Annotated in this window: 17 protein-coding genes, 1 tRNA gene and 1 other RNA gene; 11 read left to right on the forward strand and 8 right to left on the reverse strand. The window is 66.6% G+C overall.

Features of this window, described 5'->3' with window-relative positions; translation table 11 throughout:
* The first annotated feature begins 2 nt into the window (after positions 1–2).
* Entirely contained in the window at positions 3–554 is a 552-nt protein-coding gene (locus tag OM960_RS19455) for a 6,7-dimethyl-8-ribityllumazine synthase (RefSeq protein ID WP_263339760.1), read from the forward strand.
* On the forward strand, positions 551–1,033 hold the full coding sequence (gene nusB / locus OM960_RS19460) for a transcription antitermination factor NusB (protein ID WP_264773134.1): 483 nt from the start codon (positions 551–553) through the stop codon (positions 1,031–1,033). The genes OM960_RS19455 and nusB overlap by 4 nt, the downstream gene beginning before the upstream one ends.
* A 3-nt stretch (positions 1,034–1,036) precedes the next feature.
* Here nusB and OM960_RS19465 read toward each other — a convergent pair whose 3' ends face one another.
* On the reverse strand, positions 1,037–2,068 hold the full coding sequence (locus OM960_RS19465; protein WP_264773135.1) for an MBL fold metallo-hydrolase: 1,032 nt from the start codon (positions 2,066–2,068) through the stop codon (positions 1,037–1,039).
* Between the two features lie 139 nt (positions 2,069–2,207).
* On the opposite strand from OM960_RS19465, the gene OM960_RS19470 reads away from it, so the two are divergent.
* Entirely contained in the window at positions 2,208–2,513 is a 306-nt protein-coding gene (locus OM960_RS19470) for a hypothetical protein (RefSeq protein ID WP_263339752.1), read from the forward strand.
* Between the two features lie 77 nt (positions 2,514–2,590).
* Here OM960_RS19470 and ssrS read toward each other — a convergent pair.
* A non-coding RNA gene (gene ssrS / locus OM960_RS25660) (6S RNA) lies at positions 2,591–2,748 on the reverse strand.
* A gap of 104 nt (positions 2,749–2,852) precedes the next feature.
* Between ssrS and OM960_RS19475 the strand changes: the two genes are divergently transcribed.
* Entirely contained in the window at positions 2,853–3,305 is a 453-nt protein-coding gene (locus tag OM960_RS19475) for an MmcB family DNA repair protein (protein ID WP_264773136.1), read from the forward strand.
* Here the strand turns inward: OM960_RS19475 and OM960_RS19480 are convergent.
* The gene (locus tag OM960_RS19480) at positions 3,280–3,495 is read right to left on the reverse strand and encodes a DUF6324 family protein (RefSeq protein WP_263339747.1); all 216 of its coding nucleotides are present in this window, start codon (positions 3,493–3,495) and stop codon (positions 3,280–3,282) included. The two genes, OM960_RS19475 and OM960_RS19480, sit on opposite strands and share 26 nt — an antisense overlap.
* A 302-nt stretch (positions 3,496–3,797) precedes the next feature.
* Here OM960_RS19480 and OM960_RS19485 point away from each other — a divergent pair.
* A tRNA-His gene (locus tag OM960_RS19485) sits at positions 3,798–3,874 on the forward strand.
* Positions 3,875–4,431: 557 nt separating this feature from the next.
* Here OM960_RS19485 and OM960_RS19490 read toward each other — a convergent pair.
* Positions 4,432–5,349, reverse strand: coding sequence for a LysR family transcriptional regulator (locus OM960_RS19490; protein WP_263339744.1), 918 nt, complete (start codon positions 5,347–5,349; stop codon positions 4,432–4,434).
* Positions 5,350–5,445: 96 nt separating this feature from the next.
* Here OM960_RS19490 and OM960_RS19495 point away from each other — a divergent pair, with 96 nt between their 5' ends.
* The 4 genes from OM960_RS19495 to OM960_RS19510 are packed head-to-tail and all read left to right on the forward strand — an operon-like array spanning position 5,446 to position 10,067.
* The gene (locus tag OM960_RS19495; protein ID WP_263339742.1) at positions 5,446–6,282 is read left to right on the forward strand and encodes a hypothetical protein; all 837 of its coding nucleotides are present in this window, start codon (positions 5,446–5,448) and stop codon (positions 6,280–6,282) included.
* A gap of 4 nt (positions 6,283–6,286) precedes the next feature.
* Positions 6,287–7,042: a sulfotransferase-like domain-containing protein gene (locus OM960_RS19500; RefSeq protein ID WP_263339741.1), complete on the forward strand. Its 756-nt coding sequence runs from the start codon at positions 6,287–6,289 to the stop codon at positions 7,040–7,042.
* 41 nt (positions 7,043–7,083) lie between these two features.
* Positions 7,084–8,805, forward strand: a complete 1,722-nt coding sequence (locus OM960_RS19505) for a bifunctional sulfate adenylyltransferase/adenylylsulfate kinase (protein WP_264773137.1) — start codon at positions 7,084–7,086, stop codon at positions 8,803–8,805.
* An 11-nt stretch (positions 8,806–8,816) separates the two neighbouring features.
* Positions 8,817–10,067, forward strand: coding sequence for a Coenzyme F420 hydrogenase/dehydrogenase, beta subunit C-terminal domain (locus OM960_RS19510; RefSeq protein ID WP_264773138.1), 1,251 nt, complete (start codon positions 8,817–8,819; stop codon positions 10,065–10,067).
* A gap of 9 nt (positions 10,068–10,076) precedes the next feature.
* Here the strand turns inward: OM960_RS19510 and OM960_RS19515 are convergent, their stop codons facing one another.
* The 4 genes from OM960_RS19515 to OM960_RS19530 form a co-directional block, all read right to left on the reverse strand.
* Complete coding sequence (locus OM960_RS19515; RefSeq protein ID WP_264773139.1) at positions 10,077–11,126, reverse strand: quaternary amine ABC transporter ATP-binding protein; 1,050 nt, start codon at positions 11,124–11,126, stop codon at positions 10,077–10,079.
* A 10-nt stretch (positions 11,127–11,136) separates the two neighbouring features.
* A complete protein-coding gene (locus OM960_RS19520) occupies positions 11,137–12,165 on the reverse strand; it encodes an ABC transporter permease (protein WP_264773140.1) in 1,029 nt (342 codons plus the stop codon).
* A gap of 84 nt (positions 12,166–12,249) precedes the next feature.
* On the reverse strand, positions 12,250–13,221 hold the full coding sequence (locus OM960_RS19525; RefSeq protein ID WP_264773141.1) for an ABC transporter substrate-binding protein: 972 nt from the start codon (positions 13,219–13,221) through the stop codon (positions 12,250–12,252).
* A gap of 103 nt (positions 13,222–13,324) precedes the next feature.
* Positions 13,325–14,212, reverse strand: coding sequence for a MurR/RpiR family transcriptional regulator (locus tag OM960_RS19530; protein ID WP_263334230.1), 888 nt, complete (start codon positions 14,210–14,212; stop codon positions 13,325–13,327).
* A gap of 413 nt (positions 14,213–14,625) precedes the next feature.
* On the opposite strand from OM960_RS19530, the gene OM960_RS19535 reads away from it, so the two are divergent.
* Both OM960_RS19535 and OM960_RS19540 read left to right on the forward strand, forming a co-directional pair.
* Positions 14,626–16,155: a trimethylamine methyltransferase family protein gene (locus tag OM960_RS19535; protein WP_264773142.1), complete on the forward strand. Its 1,530-nt coding sequence runs from the start codon at positions 14,626–14,628 to the stop codon at positions 16,153–16,155.
* Positions 16,156–16,632: 477 nt separating this feature from the next.
* The coding region (locus OM960_RS19540) for a hypothetical protein (protein ID WP_264773143.1) at positions 16,633–17,069 on the forward strand (437 nt) is incomplete at its 3' end.

A 17,069-nucleotide genomic window follows, 5' to 3' on the forward strand; every position in this document is an offset into this window, starting at 1 on the left:
CCATGGCCGGACAGGAAATCCACCACACGCTCGACCTGCCGACATTCGACAAGCGGGTGAAACTCCTGATCGTCGTCGCGCCCTATTACAAGGATATCGCCGACAATCTCATCGCCGGGGCGAAGGCGGTCGCGGCCGAGGCCGGGGCCGAGGTCGACCTCGTCGAGGTGCCGGGCGCGCTGGAGATCCCGACCGCAATCGGCATGGCGAGCCGGATGGCCGACTACGACGGTTTCGTGGCGCTCGGCTGCATCATCCGCGGCGAGACCACGCATTACGACACGGTCTGCAACGATTCGTCGCGCGGGCTGACGCTTCTGGGGCTGAACGGGGTGGCGATCGGCAACGGCATCCTCACGGTCGAGAACCGCCGCCAGGCCGAGGTCCGGGCCGATCCGGCCGACCAGAACAAGGGCGGCGGAGCCGCCGCGGCGGCCTTGCATCTGGTCGCACTTTCCCGCAAATGGGCGCGCCAGACGAAAGGCATCGGATTCAAGCCCGCGGGCGAGGAATTCCGCATCGCCGGAGAACCCGAAGGACCGACCCGCGCATGAGCGCCGAAGACCCCAAAACGACCGCCGCCGACAAACGCCAGATGAAATCGGCCGCGCGGCTCTATGCCGTGCAGGCGCTCTTCCAGATGGAGGCCGCCGGCCAGACCGTCGACAAGGTGCGCCGCGAATTCGAGACGCACCGCTTCGGCGCGACCTACGAAGAGGACGAGATGGCCGAGGGCGATCCGCATCTCTTCCGCCAGATCATCGAGGAGGCGGTGAACCTCCAGGCCCGGATCGACCAGATGACCGACCGGGCGCTGGTGGCGAAATGGCCGATCGGCCGGATCGACCCGGTGCTCCGGGCGCTCTTCCGCGCTGCCGGGGCGGAACTCCTCCTGCCCGCGACCCCGCCGAAGGTCGTGATCACCGAATTCGTCGACGTCGCCCGCGCCTTCTTCCCCGAGGGGAAGGAATCGAAATTCGTCAACGCCGTCCTCGACCACATGGCGCGCGAGGCGCGGCCCGAGGCGTTCTGAGCCTCAGACCCGCTCCACCGCGCCGCCCGCCCGGCTCCATGCGCTGAACCCGCCGGGAATATGGGCGACATTCTTCAGCCCGAGTTCCCCGGCGATCTCGACCGCGAGGGTCGAGCGTTCACCCACCGCGCAATAAAGCACGATCCGCCCATCCTTCGCGAGCCCGGCGAGCGGGCCGGAGCGGCCGCAATACTGGTCGAACTGGCCGTACGGCGCGTGGATCGATCCGGGAATCACCCCGAACCGCGCGCGCTCTCCCTCTTCGCGGATATCGACGAGCGTCACGCCCTCGGGCGGCCACGCGGCCAAGAGCTCCTCGACCTCGACCGCCGGCACCCGGTGCTGCGCCTCGAGCCGGAGTCCGAGCTTGAGGTTCTCCGGCACCGCGACATCCATCATCGCCGGGTTGGGGAGGTTGAGATTGTTCATGATCTCGGCATATTCCTCGACCGATCGGACCTGCAGCCGCGGATTGTAGCGTCTTTCCTCGCCAATCGTGCTGACCGTGTCGCCCTTGTAGTCATGCGCGGGGAAGACGAAGGTCTGCTCGGGCAGCTTCAGGAGCCGCTCGAAGAGCGAATGATACTGGGCATAGGGATCGCCGTTCTGGAAATCGGTGCGCCCCGTGCCGCGGATCAGCAGCGTGTCGCCGGTGAAAACCCGGTCGTCCATCAGGAAGCTGTAGCTTTCCGACGTATGGCCCGGCGTATGCAGCGCGGTGAGCGTGATCCCCTCGATCGTCAGCGCATCCATGTCGCGGACCCTTAGCGAGACGATGTCGGCGGGCGACTGCTCGCCCATAACGGTGACGCAGCGCGTGGCGTCGCGCAGCTTGCCCATCGCGCTGACATGGTCGGCATGGACATGGGTGTCGACCACCTTCACGAGCCTGAGGTCGAGTTCCTCCAGGAGCTTCAGGTAGCGCTCGGTCTGCTCGTAGACCGGGTCGATCAAGAGCGCCTCGGCGCCGGCGCGGCTGGCGAGCAGATAGGTATAGGTGCTGGAGGTCTTGTCGAAGAACTGGCGGAACAGCATGGCATCCCCCTTGATCGCCGGTACCGGCGCAGGATAGCACGGTTCCCTGCGAATCAAGCCCGCCGGGCGGTGGCGCGACCGCTTGCCCCTCACATCCGTCGCGGATCGGCGTTAGACTGGATCGAAAGGGAGACTCGCCATGCCCGCACTCGTCCGCCTCTACATCCGCCATGTCGCCATCGGTTTCGTGCTCGGGCTCGCATTCACCGGGCTCCTCCTGTGGCTCAACGTCGCCAATCTCTGGCATCTCGTGCGCGCGACCGAGGAGGGCTGGATCGCGGTGATCATGCTCGTGGTGTTCAACGGGATCGTATTTTCCGGCGTGCAGTTCGGCATCGCGGTGATGCGGTTGGCCGAGGACGAGGATGGCGGAGGCAAGCCAGACCGCGTGCCCGCATCGTCGGCGACGCCCGTCGCCGCCCCGGTCCCCGCCGGACGCCGCTGACCGGTCTTCATATTGCTGCAAGCATCTCCGCCGGAGGCAGGCGCCCTGAGGCTCAGGGGCCTCGGTGAACGAAGGTGGCGGGAACCGCGGCAGCCGTGAAGGCGTGTTTTTCCCGAGAGCCTGGTTCAACCAGGTGGGCGCCAGGTATCAAGACCACGGTCCTGACAGAGCCAGCTCCCTCGGAAATGATTATCGGCCACTGGAAAAGGGCCTCGCACGAGAGGGGCAGAACCCGCCAGCGCCAGAGATAGGGCGAAGTCCACACCACGGCAAGGGGGCTGATGCGGCCCCGGCTCCGCCGCACTGGACAGATGTTCACGTTGCGTTCATATTTGGGCGATGCCAGACGATCTTCAACCCGGCCAGCTCCTGGCCCGCGGCGTGTGCCGCCACCTTCTCCACCACGGCTTCGCGACCGTGGAAGAACTGGTGCCCGCGCCGGGGCTCCGGGTCGATGTCATGGCGCTCGGTCCGAAGGGCGAGATCTGGATCGTCGAATGCAAGTCGAGCCGGACGGATTTCACCTCCGATCGCAAGTGGCGCAACTACCTCGAATGGGGCGACCGCTTCTTCTGGGCGGTGGACGCCGACTTCCCGACCGAGCTCCTGCCCGACGGGACCGGGCTGATCCTCGCGGATGCCTATGACGCCGAGATCCTGCGGATCGGTCCCGAGGCGCCGCTCGCGGGCGCGCGGCGCAAGGTGATGGTGCAGAAATTCGCCCGCCACGCCGCGCTCCGGCTGCAGGGCTACCGCGACCCCGGTGTCACCGCTTCGGGGATTTTCCCTTGACCGATCCGCCCATGTCGCGCGCGGCCTCGGCGGCGGCGCGCAGTTCCTCGGCGATCTCCTCGGCCTCCTCGGGATCGAAGTCGAGCGGCAGTTCCATGCCTTCGGCCTCGACATAGATCCGGACCATGCCGAGCGAGGTCGGCCCGATCTGCAGATTGGCGGCGATGTCGCTTTCCTTGTCGATGCCCATGGCTGGCCTCCGTCAGTGATCCGCCCCCGCTAGCGCGAATGGCCGGCCGAGACAAGGTGGCTGTAGGGCGGCGAAGCATGCCCGCGATCATCCTGCGAGACAGAAGGGCGTATGGACCGGATCGAGCCGCCGCGCGCTCAGTGCCGCGCCCGGCTTCCGCGTCATCGGATCGGCCACCGGACCAGCCAGCGACGGAGAGAAGATGACCTGCTCCCAGAGCTTTCGTTGACGCTCCGAGTTGGCGGAGCTTGCGCAATCTGCCCTTGCAATCGCGCGGGCGGGGAGCTAAATCCCCCTCGAGTGCCGCCTTAGCTCAGTTGGTTAGAGCACCAGATTGTGGATCTGGGGGTCCCCCGTTCGAGCCGGGGAGGCGGTACCATCCTTCCCGTTGAAATCACTTCTTTTTCTGCGACGCCTCGACCGTCTCGTGGTCTGGTTTGGAGGCGTTTTGTAAAAGGCGTTGCCGGGGGGCGGTGACACCTTCAACGCCTGCGGCTGCGGAAGCCAGCGCGGATGGTGGTGGGCGTCACAAGCAGGTCAAGGCGGGGTTGCGGGATGGCGCGGGCGGTTCGATCCGCGAGCGATCGCGTTTGCAGGCAGACCGCCTGCCGGCGCCGGTCAGCCGTTACACGCGCCCCGCAGGACGCGAAGCCGTGCAAGGCCCGTCACGGCACCGATGCCCATCACCGGCGAGCCGGCGCTTGCGGCGAAGCCGGTCGCCGCTCGACCTCAGGCCTCTGCGATCATTGGCCCGATGGCGGGTGCGGGCACTGCGTTTGCGGTGCCTGCGCCCGCGCTTGTCCAGGGGAGCCCGAAAGGTGCCTCTCTGCGTCAGGTGCCGCTGGCGCGCGCCCATCGGTACATGACCGGTGCGGCCGTCGGGCACTCCCGCCTTGAAAGGACGGTTTCAGGGCCCGGCCCGCGGCGGAGCGATGTTCAGGTGCGTCGGTTGCTCAGAAGCCGAGACAGGAGCGGCAGAAACCGCACGGCGTTGCGGTTGCGTTCGCCCCGGCGTGTCAGCCGCGCCACGAGCTTCGGGGGACGGGTGATCCAACGTCCGCTGACCGCGACCAGCGCCTCGGACTGCAGGTACCGGTCGACGAAGCCTCTCCAGCCCAGTGCCAGCCCCGCTCCGGCCGCGGCCGCCTCGAGCAGGTAGACATAGTTGTCGTGGGTCTCGACCTCGGTCGCCGGCGCGTCCGTACCGATGGCGGCGAACCAGTCCTCCCACGTGGCCCAGCCGAGATTGGCCTTCGTGAGCGCGAGTCGCGGCACCCCCCGCCAGGCCCCGGGCTGTTGCGCCAATATCCCGGCATGCATCGCCAAAAAAGACGGCGAGGCAACGGGAACGATTTCTTCCGGAAGGATCTCGATGCAGCCGGTTTCCGGCACATCCTCAACATATTCGAACGTCAGGTCGGCGCCGGCATTCACCATCAGCGGGACCGTCTCGTATTCGCAGGTAAGGATCCGGATCCGGGCGCCGCGGCCGAGCGATTCACGCAATCTTGCGAAATGCGGCATCAGCAGGAGGTGCGACACCTCGTGCGTGCAGGCGATCGTCACGTCCTCGTCCGCCGCCCGAAGGGCGCTTCCGGCGGCGTTGAGACTTTCGAGCGCGGTGGTCACGACACGCAGATATGCCTCGCCTGCGCGGGTGATGACGATTCCCCTTCCGGACTTCTCGGTCAACCGCGTGCCGAACTCATCCTCGATATGCTTGATGTGCCGGCTGACGGCCGATTGCGAGGTGTTCAGCTCGTCGGCCGCTCGACCGATGCCGCCAAGGCGCGCGACGCTTTCGAAGGCGACGAGAGCACTCGTGGAGGGTATCCGGTATCGCCTTTGTCCCATATCCGAATTGATATGGAATGGCGCGCACAAAGCAATGGAAATCGGCGCGGTCAGCGGCGAACCTTGGCGCATTCCAACCGAGAGGCAGGACGCGCGATGCCGGACTACGTCAAACCCGCCCACTGGGCCGATCCAAAGAACAAGCTCTTCCCCCATCAGGTGGGATTCACCTGTCCGCCGCAGGACTGGGACGCGGCGCCCTCGGATTTCCTCCGCATGGCGCCGGAGACCGTGGGCGTCCATGGCTGGATGCTGCATGTGCCCGAATATCGGCACCAGCTCGACCAGCGTAAGCAGAAGTTCGACATGCTTGAGGACTTCGTCCACTGCATGGCCAACAATGGCGCCGATGTCTGCGGCCAGGTTGGCTCGAACTGGGTGCATGCCTCGGGGCTGGGCGTCGAGGGTGTCCGCCAGCATTGCGAGATGCTCAGCGAGAAGTACCAGACCCCCTTCCACATGGCGGGCTACGCGATGGTCGAGGCGCTCCGCGCGATGAATGTCGAGAAGGTCGCGCTCAACGGCGCCTATCATTGGCCGGGCTGGTGGCAGGGCACGGTGGCGTTCTGGAAGGAGGCCGGTTTCGACGTGATCTGGGCCGGCAACTTCGTCGACCAGGGTTGGTTCGAGACGCAGGAGGAGGTGAACGACTGCATCTGGTGTTTTGACGGTGATCTGGCGCGCAAGAGCTTCGAATACGTCGCCGACAAGGCACCCGATGCGGATGCCTATCTTATCAACGGCATGTGCAACTTCCGGCGCGCGGGCGACGGCCTCGCGCAACGCCCGGTGCATCTCGAGGTCGAGTTGGAGGAGATGCTCGGCAAGCCCGTCATCGGCCACGATACGGCCCTCTACTGGCGGATCTTCAAGACCCTCGGCCTCGCGCCAACGACCCGGCAGGGCAAGCTTCTCTCCTCGCTGAAAGGATGACCTCATGCACAAGATCGTAGCGCTCTGGGCCGTGCCGAGGTCCACCTCCACCGCCTTCGAATGGATGATGCGCCAGCGCGGCGACCTCGCCTGCTTCCACGAGCCGTTCGGCGAGGCCTGGTACCAGGGCGAGGCGCCGCTCTGGCAGCGCTGGAAGGAGGGCGACCGGACGACGCCGGGCCTGACACTCGAAAGCGTGTGGGAAGACCTCAAGGCCGCGGCGAAGGAAAAGCCGGTCTTCATCAAGGACTTCCCGCATTACATCAACCACATGTGGGATGCGGATTTCCTGTCGCACTTCACCCATGCCTTCCTGATCCGTGACCCGGCCAAGACGATCACCTCGATCTACGACAAATGGCCGGACTTCGACGAGGGCGAGGTCGGCTTTCCCGAGCAGCGCGCCCTCTTCGACCTTCTCACCGCGCTGAACGGCACGCCGCCGCCGGTCGTGGACAGCGACGACCTGCTCGAGAACCCCTACGAGATGACCGAGGCCTTCTGCGCGGCGGTCGGCATCCCGTTCATCCCCGAGGCGCTGACTTGGGCGCCCGGCGCCGATACCGGCCAGTACAGCTGGTGGGACGGCGGATCGTTCCACGAAAACCTGAAGAACTCGACCGGGCTCAAGCCGCAGGCGCGCAAGTACGTCACGCTCGAGGACACGCCTTCCCGCGTGAAGCAGGTGCACCGCCGGATGAAGCCGCATTACGATCGGCTTCACGAACACCGGATCCGGGTGGGAGCGTTCGCGGCATGAAGGACGGTAGCGAGAGTGCGCAAAGGAAGCCGGCCGGGCTCATGGCCCGGCACGCTCCGATCCCGGAGCTATACGTCTCGTACGAGTCTGCCCAGAAGCTGAAGCACGAGGCCGGCGCGCTGCCGTCCTGGGACCTCACCCAGCGCCAGGTCTGCGACCTGGAGCTTCTGATGAACGGCGGCTTCTACCCCTTGAAGGGCTTCATGACCGAGGCCGACTACGACGGCGTCGTCGCCGACATGCGGCTCGCCGACGGCTCGCTCTGGCCGATGCCGGTGACGCTCGACGTCTCCGAGGCCTTCGCCGAGAAGGTCGAGCCCGGCCAGGACATCGCGCTCAGGGACGCCGAGGGCGTGATCCTCGCGATCCTCTCGGTCACCGACAAGTGGGTGCCGAACAAGGCGCGCGAGGCGGAGGGCGTCTTCGGCGCCGACGACCTCGCCCATCCGGCGGTCAACTACCTCCACAACACCGCGGGCTCGGTCTATCTCGGCGGCCCGATCACCGGCATCCAGCCGCCGGTGCATTACGATTTCAAGGCTCGCCGCGACACGCCGAACGAGCTCCGCGCCTATTTCCGCAAGCTCGGCTGGCGCAAGGTCGTGGCCTTCCAGACCCGCAATCCCCTGCACCGCGCGCATCAGGAACTGACCTTCCGCGCCGCCAAGGAGGCGCAGGCCAACCTCCTCATCCACCCGGTCGTCGGCATGACCAAGCCCGGCGATGTCGACCACTTCACCCGGGTGCGCTGCTACGAGGCGGTCCTCGACAAGTACCCGGCCGCGACCACGCATCTCAGCCTTCTCAACCTCGCGATGCGCATGGGCGGCCCGCGCGAGGCGCTGTGGCACGCGATCATCCGCAGGAACCACGGGCTCACGCATTTCATCGTCGGGCGCGACCATGCGGGCCCCGGCAAGAACAGCCAGGGCAAGGATTTCTACGACCCCTATGCGGCGCAGGAACTGGTCAGGAAGCACCAGGAGGAGATCGGCATCGAGATGCTCGATTTCAAACAGATGGTCTATGTGCAGGAAAAGGCGCAGTATTTCCCGGTGGACGAGATCCCCGAGGGCGCGACCGTCCTCGACATCTCCGGTACCGAGCTTCGCCGCCGCCTGCGCGAGGGCTTGGAGATCCCCGACTGGTTCTCCTTCCCCGAGGTGGTGCAGGAGCTGCGCCGCACCTCGCCGCCGCGCGCGAAACAGGGCTTCACGGTGTTCTTCACCGGGCTCTCGGGCTCGGGCAAGTCGACGATCGCCAACGCGCTGATGGTCAAGCTGATGGAGATGGGCGGACGTCCGACGACGCTTCTCGACGGCGACGTGGTGCGCAAGCATCTGTCGTCGGAGCTCGGCTTCTCCAAGGAGCACCGCGACCTCAACATCAAGCGCATCGGCTATGTGGCCTCCGAGATCACCAAGAACGGCGGCATCGCGATCTGCGCGCCGATCGCGCCCTACACCGCGACCCGCCGTGCGGTGCGCGAGATGATCGAGGCCTTCGGCGCCTTCATCGAGGTCCATGTCGCGACCTCGCTTGAGGAATGCGAGCGCCGCGACCGCAAGGGGCTCTACAAGCTCGCCCGCGAGGGCAAGATCAAGGAGTTCACCGGCGTCTCGGATCCCTACGAGGAGCCGCAGAACCCCGAGCTCAAGGTCGAGACCGAGAACGTCGACGTCGACAACTGCGCGCATCAGGTGATCCTGAAGCTCGAGCAGATGGGCCTGATCGGGCTCGGGAACGGCAACGGCAAACGATGACGGGCAGGGACATGACACCGCGGGCGCGCCTGCGACGGATCGTCGATTGCGGCCTCTGCATCGGATGCGGGCTTTGCCAGTCGGTGGCCGGGCGGGACGGGATCAGGGTGGGGAAGGCGGCGGACGGCGAGCTCCGGCCCGAGGCCCTGCCGGCTCTGGATCATGCCGCCATGAACCGCGTCTACGCCACCTGTCCGGGAACCCGGGCCGAGGGGCTGCCGCCGGATCTGGCGGCGGAGGCGCCGGTCACCGATCGGGTCTGGGGGCCGCTCCATCGCGTCGTGCTCGGCTGGGCGGCCGATCCCGCCGTCCGGCACGAAGGCTCGACCGCGGGCGTTCTGACGGCGCTCGGACAATACCTGCTGCGATCCGGTCGCGTGGATTTCGTGCTTCATGTCCGGGCCTCGGTGGCGGAGCCGAGCTTTGGCGAGGCGGTTCTGAGCCGCACCGAGGCCGAGGTGCTCGCCGGCGCGGGATCCCGCTATGGGCCGACCGCGCCACTCATCAACCTCGATGCGGCACTCGCGCTCGGCAAGCCCTTCGCGCTGATTGCCAAGCCCTGCGATCTCAATGCGGTGCGCAACCTCGCCCATCTCGACGAGAGGGTAAGCCGGCTGATCCGCTACTGGCTGACACCGGTTTGCGGTGGCTACATGCCCGACAGCTCGCTCACCAAGGTGCTCGCGGATCGCGGGATCGATCGGACGAAGATGACGCGGCTGCGCTACCGGGGGCTTGGCTGTCCGGGGCCGACGACGGTCGGGTTCGCAGACGGAAGCGAGACCTCCATGCATTACCTCGACTTCTGGGGCGAGGATGAAAGCGCCTGGTCGCTGCCGTTCCGCTGCAAGATCTGCCCCGACGGCATCGGCGAGGGCGCCGACATCGCCGCCGCCGACACCTGGCCCGGCGCGAGCCCGGATCGTGACGCGTCAAGAACCGATCCCGGCGTGAACTCGCTCCTGATCCGCACCCGCGCCGGGATGGAACTCATCGCGGCGGCGGTCCGCGACGGGGCGCTTGCGCTAGGGCGCGACGTGGATGTCGCCTACATGAACGACACCCAGCCGCACCAGGTCACGAAGAAGCGGTTCGTTCATGCGCGGCACGCGGGCCTGCGCGACGCGGGTTCGCTGGCGCCCGACTGCGTCGGCCTGCGGATCGAGCACCTGTCCGCGATGAACGACCCGGCGGAGAACCGGGTGCAGCGTGACGGCTCCATGCGGCGGGCGCTGGCCACCGGCCGGGGCGGTGTGGAGTAACGCCCGCCCCTAGGAGGCCGCCTGCCGCGCGCGGCGCGGAACCAGTGCCTTGAAGAGGTCCCGCATCGCCAGCTTGCCGACAACGCGCCCGTCCTCGGTCACGTCGAAGGCGTGATCCGCGTCCCCGCCGGCGCGTTCGAGCGCCTGCTCGAGCGTCGCCTCGGCGTCGATCCGGTCTTGCCCCGCAGTGCCGTCCGCGGCCGCCATCACCGAGCGGACCCTGAGGACCCGCGCCCGGTTGATGTCGCGGACGAAGTTCTCGATGTAGTCGTCCGCGGGCTTCAGGATGATCTCCTGCGGTTCGCCCTGTTGGACGATCCGGCCGTCCTTGAGGACGACGAGGTGATCGGCGAGCCGCAGCGCCTCGTCGAGGTCGTGGGTGATGAAGATGATCGTCTTGTGCAGTTCCCGCTGCAGTTCCAGCAAGAGCGCCTGCATGTCGGTGCGGATGATCGGGTCGAGCGCCGAGAAGGCCTCGTCCATCAGCATGATCTCGGCTTCCGAGCAGAGCGCGCGGGCGATGCCGACGCGCTGCTGCATGCCGCCCGAAAGCTGGTGGGGATAGTGTGTCTCGTAGCCCTTCAGACCGACCCGCTCCAGCCAGCGGCGCGCGTTCTCGCGGGTGCCGGCGCCCGGCTCGCCGCGGATCGTCGGCGCGAGCGCGGTGTTGTCGAGCACGGTTCGATGCGGCAGAAGCGCGAACTTCTGGAATACCATCGACATCCGTGTCTGGCGCAGTCTGCGCAACTCCTCGTGCGAGAGCCGCGTGACGTCGGCGCCGTCGAGCAGGATCTCGCCCGCGGTAGGCTCGATCAGGCGGTTGAGATGCCGGATCAGCGTCGACTTGCCCGAGCCCGAAAGGCCCATGATGACGGTGATCTTTCCGGCATGCATGTCGACGTTGATGTCCTCGAGGCCGAGCACATGGCTGTACCTGGACAGAAGCTCCTGCTTGCCGACGCCCGCGCGCACATGGCCAAGCATCGCCTTCGGGTCGGAGCCGAAGATCTTGTAGAGGTTGCGGATCGAGAGTTTCGGCTTCGGACTTTGCATGTTCATTCCGGGCCCCTCAGTGCTTGGTGGCGCGGTTGACCTGGGCGAGGGCCGCCTTGGTCACGCGGTCGAGGACGATGGCCAGCATCACGATCGCGAGGCCTGCGACGATGCCGACGCCAAGCTCGAGCTTGTTGATGCCCCTCAGCACCAGCGCCCCGAGCCCCGGCGCCGAGACCAGCGAAGCGATCACCACCATCGCGAGCGACATCATGATCGTCTGGTTGACGCCGGCCATGATGTTCGGCAGCGCGAGCGGGATCTGCACGCCGAAGAGCTTCTGGCGCGCCGACATGCCGAAAGCCTCGGCGGCTTCGAGCACGTCCTTGTCGACGAGCCGGATGCCAAGATCGGTGAGGCGGATCGCCGGAACGATGGCGTAGAGGATGATGGCGATGCCGTAGAGCTTCGATTCCGTCACGCTGAAGAGGAAGATCAGCGGGATGAGGTAGACGAAGGTCGGCAGGGTCTGGAGCATGTCGAGGACCGGGATCACCGACCGCTGGAGCCGGTCGCTGCGCGACATCGCGATGCCGATCGGCACGCCGATGAGGACGCAGATCACGGTGCAGACAAGGATGATGGCGAGCGTCTGCATCGCGTAGGTGTAATGGTCGACGAAGGCGAGCATCACGAGAACGATCGCCACGAACAGGGTGACGCGCGCCGAGCGCGCCGCGAACTGGACGACGATCAGGAAGATCGGGATCACGATCCACCATGGCATGGCAAGGATCGCCCAGAGCGCGCCGTCGATCGCCCAGCTCAGGGGCTGGGTCAGCGGGTCGAGCACGAACTTCAGTGGGTCCTTGATGTCGAGAAACACGCGTTCGAGCCCCGCCGTCAGCTCGCGCGTCCGCGGGATCGCGCCGCAGGCCTCGTGCAGCGCATCGAGCGAGGGAAAGGGCATGTCCCAGGGGCTGGTCTCGGCGACCTTGCCGGTCTTTGCCAGCAGGTCCGCCAGCGACTGGGGGCCGCCGGTGCTGCCCGCTTCGCACCATTCCTTGAGGCCGAGCGCCTCGAAGAAACCCGAATAAGCCGCCATCGCCGCCCCCTTCACTTCTGTTCAGCCGGTTGGCCCGGCCTCGGCCGCAGGCGGGGGCAGCGACCGCCCCCGCCCGGTTTCAGGTCATTCGAGCAGAGCCGCCAGCTTGCCGCGGGCATCGTCGCTCAGCCAGGCGCCCCAGACGTCCTTGTACGTCGTCAGGAAATGCGCCGTGGCCTCATCGGCCGAGGCCTTGTTGTCTTCCTGCCAGGCGAGCACCTCGTTCATCTGCTCGTTGGTGAAGGTGACCTTCGACATCATCTCGGCGACCTCGGGATTGCTGTCGGCGAAGGTCGTCGTGACGGCGGTGACGACGCGGGCGCTGGGATAGGGCGACTTGCCCGGCGTCGCGCAGTCCGCGCTGGCGTTGCAGGCATGGGTGTCGGCGTCGAACTCGCCGATGTTCACCATCGCCATCGGGTACTTGCCAAGGACCGAGGTCGGCGCCCAGTAGTAGCCGAACCACGGCTCCTTGTTCTCGTAGGCCGAGGCGATCGCGGCCGCGAGCGTCTCGCCCGAGCCGTGGTTGAAGACCTCGAGCCCGCTGCCCTCGAAATCCCAGGCCTTGACGATGTTGTCGTTGGTGACCCGGCAGCCCCAGCCTTCGGGGCAGTTGTGGAACTTGCCGCCGACGAGCGCGGGATTGGCGAGGATGCCTTCCATCGTGGTGAGCTCGGGATGTTCGTCCGCGAGGTATTGCGGGATCCAGAACGCCTCGACGCCGCCGTCCGAGAGGACGTCGCCGAGGGTCTTCACCTTGCCGGCCGACTCGAGCTCGGGATAGGCGGGTGCGGTATTGATCCAGAGTTCGGTCGCGATGTCCGGTTCTCCGGTTTCGGCGATCGAGGTGACGGCGGGCAGCGTCGAGGACGGCACCACGGTGACGGTGCAGCCGTAGCCGTTCTCCATCAGGAACTTCGAGACCGAGGTGACCACGGCCGCCGAGGCCCAGTTCATCTCGGTGATCGAGACCTCGCCGCATTCGGCCAGCGCGGCCTGCGCGGACAGCGCGAGGGCCCCGCCCGCGATCGCGGCTTTCAGAACAGTCGTTTTCAAGTGAGTTCTCCCTTTTGGCATGGACAGGTCCGCCGGCTCGCCCGGTTCTCGTTCGTGTGCTCGCGGCGGCCGATACCGGCCACCCCATCGGTGCGTCGCGCGATCATCCGCCCGACCGCGCCTCGTCGACATAGATCCCGAGCGCGTGGCGCCGGCTGTGGAACGCCTCGATCGAACTGACCACCTCCTCGCCCGCTTCGGCGATGACGAAGGCGATGAGCACCTCGAAGAACGCCGTTAGCGCGACGGTCGAGGTGAAGAACTGCGGCGTCTCCGTCGGGACGAGGAAGCGGTGCCTCGCGTCGGCCATGATCGGCGAGGCGAGGCTGTCGGACACCGCGATGACCCGGACGCCCTGCGCGCGCGCCGCGGTCACGGCATCGACGACCTCGCGCCTGTAGGGATGGAACGTCATCGCGATGAGCACGTCGCGCTCGTCCGCCCGCGCGAGACCGTCCACCGGCAGCGTTCCGCCGTTCGGTAGGGCGCGCACGCCGTCGATGGCCATGCCCGCGAGATAGGCGAAGTTCTGGGCGACCGGGTTGGTCACGCCGACCCCGAGAACGAATGTGCGCCGCGCCGCGACGATCGCCGCGGCCGCCGCCGCGATCGCGTCATGGTCGGTCGAGGCGTAGAAGCCTTCGAGGTTGTCGATCGAGGCTTCCGCCGACGCGGCGTAGAGCTGACCGAGTTCCCCCCGCCGCGAGATCCCCTGCAGCCACCGCGCCCGGTCGGGATAGGTCTCCCGGCCCTGCCGGATGTCGTTGCGGAAGATCTCGCGGAACGACTCGTAGCTCTCCAACCCGACCGCGCGGGACAGCCGGACCAGGGTATTCGGCTTGACGTCGGCCTTCGCGGCGAGCTGGCGGATCGAGCTGATCCCGATCTCGGCGGGATGATCGAGCAGGTAGCCGGACAGCTTCGCGAGTTCCGGCGTCGTGTCGAGTCGCAGCGTCTGCAGGCGTTCGAGGATATCCGTGCTTGTTGCCACTGAGAGAACGTTTGTTTGTTTATAGATAGTAAACCGTACAAATGTTTGCTCTGTCTGTCCAGCCGGTCTTTTCGGCCGGAGGGATCCTGTGCATGCGCGACGACCGGCGCCGTGACGTGGGCGTGCCGCATATGGCGGTCGGCCGCCGCCGCACTGGCGGCGATCGCTCCGGCTCTCATGCCGCTGGCATCCAGAGATGACCATGACCCGTCACTTTCCTGTCGGTTCGAGTTTCCGGACGCCTCGTGCGCCGTCGCGACCGATCAAGCGCGATGGGCGACGCGTCCCGCAACCTGCGGGCCGCGAATTCGGAAAATGCGTTTTCGCGCATTCGCGTTTCCGAACGGTGTCCAAGGTTCTTGCCAGTTTCTGCACCGGCGCGCGAAATGCGCGTGTCAGGGTTGGAGGGTGCAATGACGCGCGGTGCAATGGGCGGTCGGGCCGGAGGGCGCGCTGAACGCGTCGCAAAGCGGCTGGCGGCGCCCGAGGTCAATCCCTGCGCGCCGGGGCAGGTCGGGGGCTTCTACAAGCCGCTGTCCGAGCCGGAAATCGTCACTATCTACGAGACAGCGCTGCGCCTCCTGGCGGAACTTGGCATGGGCGAGGTGCCCGAGGTGCTCGAACGGCGCTTCCTCTCGGCCGGGGCGCGGAAGGCCGGCGTGCGCATCCTGTTCCCGCGCGAGATGGTCGAGCGGTGCATCGGCCTTGCCGCCAAGACCTTCACCTTTCACGGTCGCGACCCCGCCCGCTCGATCGAGGTCGGCGGCGATCGGGTCCATTTCGGCACCGGTGGTGCTGCGGTCCAGACCCTCGACCTCGACACTGGCCGCTATCGGCCCTCGACGCTGCGTGACCTTTACGACTTCACCCGGCTCCAGGACACGCTCACCAACGTGAGCTGGTTCACCCGCTGCTGTGTCGCGACCGACGTCGCCGACAGCTTCGATCTCGACGTGAACACCGTCTTCGCGCTTCTGAAGGGCACGACGAAGCCGGTCGCGACCTCCTTCACGCTGGCCGAACACGTGGCGCCGATCCTGCGCATGGTCGATATCGCGCTCGGCCATGAAGGGGCGTTCCTCGGGACGCCCTTCCTCAAGGCCCATATCAGCCCGGTGATCTCGCCGATGCGCTTCGGCGAGGACGCGGTGCTGGTGACGCTTGCCTGCATGGAACACGGACTGCCCCTGTCCTGCATCACCGCCGCGCAGTCGGGTGCTACGGCGCCCGCGACACTCGCGGGGTTCCTCGCGCAGTCGCTGGCCGAGACGCTCGGCAGCCTGATGATGGTGAACGTCTTCAAACCCGGCTATCCGATGGTCTTTTCCAACTGGCCGCTGGTCATCGACCTCAGGACCGGCGCCTTCGCGGGCGGCGGCGGCGAGATCTCGGTGCTGAACGCGGCCTCGGCGCAGATCTCGAACTGGCTCGGCCTGCCCTCGGGCGTCGCCTCCTCGATGACCGACGCCAAGGCGATCGACGCGCAATACGGCGTCGAGAAGGCGCTCTCCTCGCTCGCCGCCGGTCTCGCGGGCGGCAATCTGATCTATGAGAGCTCGGGCATGACGGCCTCGCTCCTCGGCGCCTCGTTCGAAGCCTTCGTCCTCGACAACGAGATGCATGCGATGATCTACCGCGCGCTCCGCGGGATCGAGGTGACGCCGGACACGCTCGGTTTCGACGCGATCTGCGAGGCGGTTCTGGGCGAGGGGCATTTCCTCGGCGGCGCGCATACCCTGGCGGCGATGCAGCGCGACTACTTCTATCCGAGTCTCGCCGACCGCGACGCCCCGATCACCTGGACAGAGAAAGGCCAGCCCGATGCCTGGATGCGGGCGAAGGCGGCAGCGCGCGAGGTGCTCGCGACGCACCACCCCGCCTATCTCGATCCCGCGGCCGAGGCGAGGATCCGCGCCGAGTACAACATCCTCCTTGACGCCTGACCGTGCCCCGAAACGGGCTGCCGCAAGCGCGCGGCGGAGGGCTTAGGCAGAAACACGTCCAATTCGTCCGCTAGGCGCTGCGATATCAGGTGCGGGCCATCAGCTCGGCGATATGCGCCATCGATCTGCCGAAACTGGACGCTTTCGCGGATCGGATGATCCGCGGCGATGGCCGCGGCGCGGGGTGGCGTGCGAAAATCGACCTCCAGCAGAGCCGATATCAGGTGCTCAGACCTCAGGGGCTGCTGTCTCTGAATCTAATGGTGGCGGATATCGAGTCCGCCGTGTCGCGTCGAGGTTGTCGAAACAATTACCCAAAAATGGGCAAAAATGTGACTATAAGTGGACATTCTGTGTCGCAATGTTGTCTAGATTTTGACATCATTCGTGGGTGGAGGCACGCTTGGCTCAATCGGGAGCGGCGATTGGGCGAACTGGTCGCCAAGTCCCATCAAGACCTTGAATGCGAGGTAAGAAATGAAAAATTATGTGTTTTTGACGAATGTTTTAGCGGCATTTACCGCACAAATGATTGTGACCGCACCCGCCTCGGCTCAGGGCGTTCGTACCGTACCCGAGCAGGTGGCTTTCTCGCAGTATTGCGAACGGACCCAGTTTACCCGCAGCGAACTGAATCGGCTTCAGAGACATCCGCAGTTCCCCGCCCTTCTGGAGTACGCGCTCCAGAACTGCCCGGCGGTCGCGGCGGTGCTCGCTTCGGGCCCGACCGCGTCGATCGGTGAGCCGGATTCGGGCGATCGCAGGGACGACCCTCCGTTCGGTAACGGCGGCGATGGCGGCGGCGATGGCGGCGGCGATGGCGGCGGCGATGGCGGCGACAACGGCGGCGGCGGCAATGGCGGCGGCGATGGCGGCGGCGATGGCGGCGATGGCGGCGACAACGGCGGCGGCGG

It is taken from the genome of Defluviimonas salinarum (genome assembly GCF_026013545.1).
In the GTDB taxonomy this organism is placed as follows: Bacteria; Pseudomonadota; Alphaproteobacteria; order Rhodobacterales; family Rhodobacteraceae; genus Albidovulum; species Albidovulum salinarum.

Bases quoted from the DNA above. Each gene is read 5' to 3' on its own strand.
- OM960_RS19465 (WP_264773135.1), bottom strand. From the start codon at position 2,068: ATGCTGTTCCGCCAGTTCTTCGACAAGACCTCCAGCACCTATACCTAT.
- OM960_RS19500 (WP_263339741.1), top strand. From the start codon at position 6,287: ATGCACAAGATCGTAGCGCTCTGGGCCGTGCCGAGGTCCACCTCCACC.
- OM960_RS19490 (WP_263339744.1), bottom strand. From the start codon at position 5,349: ATGGGACAAAGGCGATACCGGATACCCTCCACGAGTGCTCTCGTCGCC.
- OM960_RS19515 (WP_264773139.1), bottom strand. From the start codon at position 11,126: ATGAACATGCAAAGTCCGAAGCCGAAACTCTCGATCCGCAACCTCTAC.
- OM960_RS19455 (WP_263339760.1), top strand. From the start codon at position 3: ATGGCCGGACAGGAAATCCACCACACGCTCGACCTGCCGACATTCGAC.
- OM960_RS19535 (WP_264773142.1), top strand. From the start codon at position 14,626: ATGACGCGCGGTGCAATGGGCGGTCGGGCCGGAGGGCGCGCTGAACGC.
- OM960_RS19505 (WP_264773137.1), top strand. From the start codon at position 7,084: ATGGCCCGGCACGCTCCGATCCCGGAGCTATACGTCTCGTACGAGTCT.
- OM960_RS19520 (WP_264773140.1), bottom strand. From the start codon at position 12,165: ATGGCGGCTTATTCGGGTTTCTTCGAGGCGCTCGGCCTCAAGGAATGG.
- nusB (WP_264773134.1), top strand. From the start codon at position 551: ATGAGCGCCGAAGACCCCAAAACGACCGCCGCCGACAAACGCCAGATG.
- OM960_RS19495 (WP_263339742.1), top strand. From the start codon at position 5,446: ATGCCGGACTACGTCAAACCCGCCCACTGGGCCGATCCAAAGAACAAG.
- OM960_RS19510 (WP_264773138.1), top strand. From the start codon at position 8,817: ATGACACCGCGGGCGCGCCTGCGACGGATCGTCGATTGCGGCCTCTGC.
- OM960_RS19480 (WP_263339747.1), bottom strand. From the start codon at position 3,495: ATGGGCATCGACAAGGAAAGCGACATCGCCGCCAATCTGCAGATCGGG.
- OM960_RS19470 (WP_263339752.1), top strand. From the start codon at position 2,208: ATGCCCGCACTCGTCCGCCTCTACATCCGCCATGTCGCCATCGGTTTC.
- OM960_RS19475 (WP_264773136.1), top strand. From the start codon at position 2,853: ATGCCAGACGATCTTCAACCCGGCCAGCTCCTGGCCCGCGGCGTGTGC.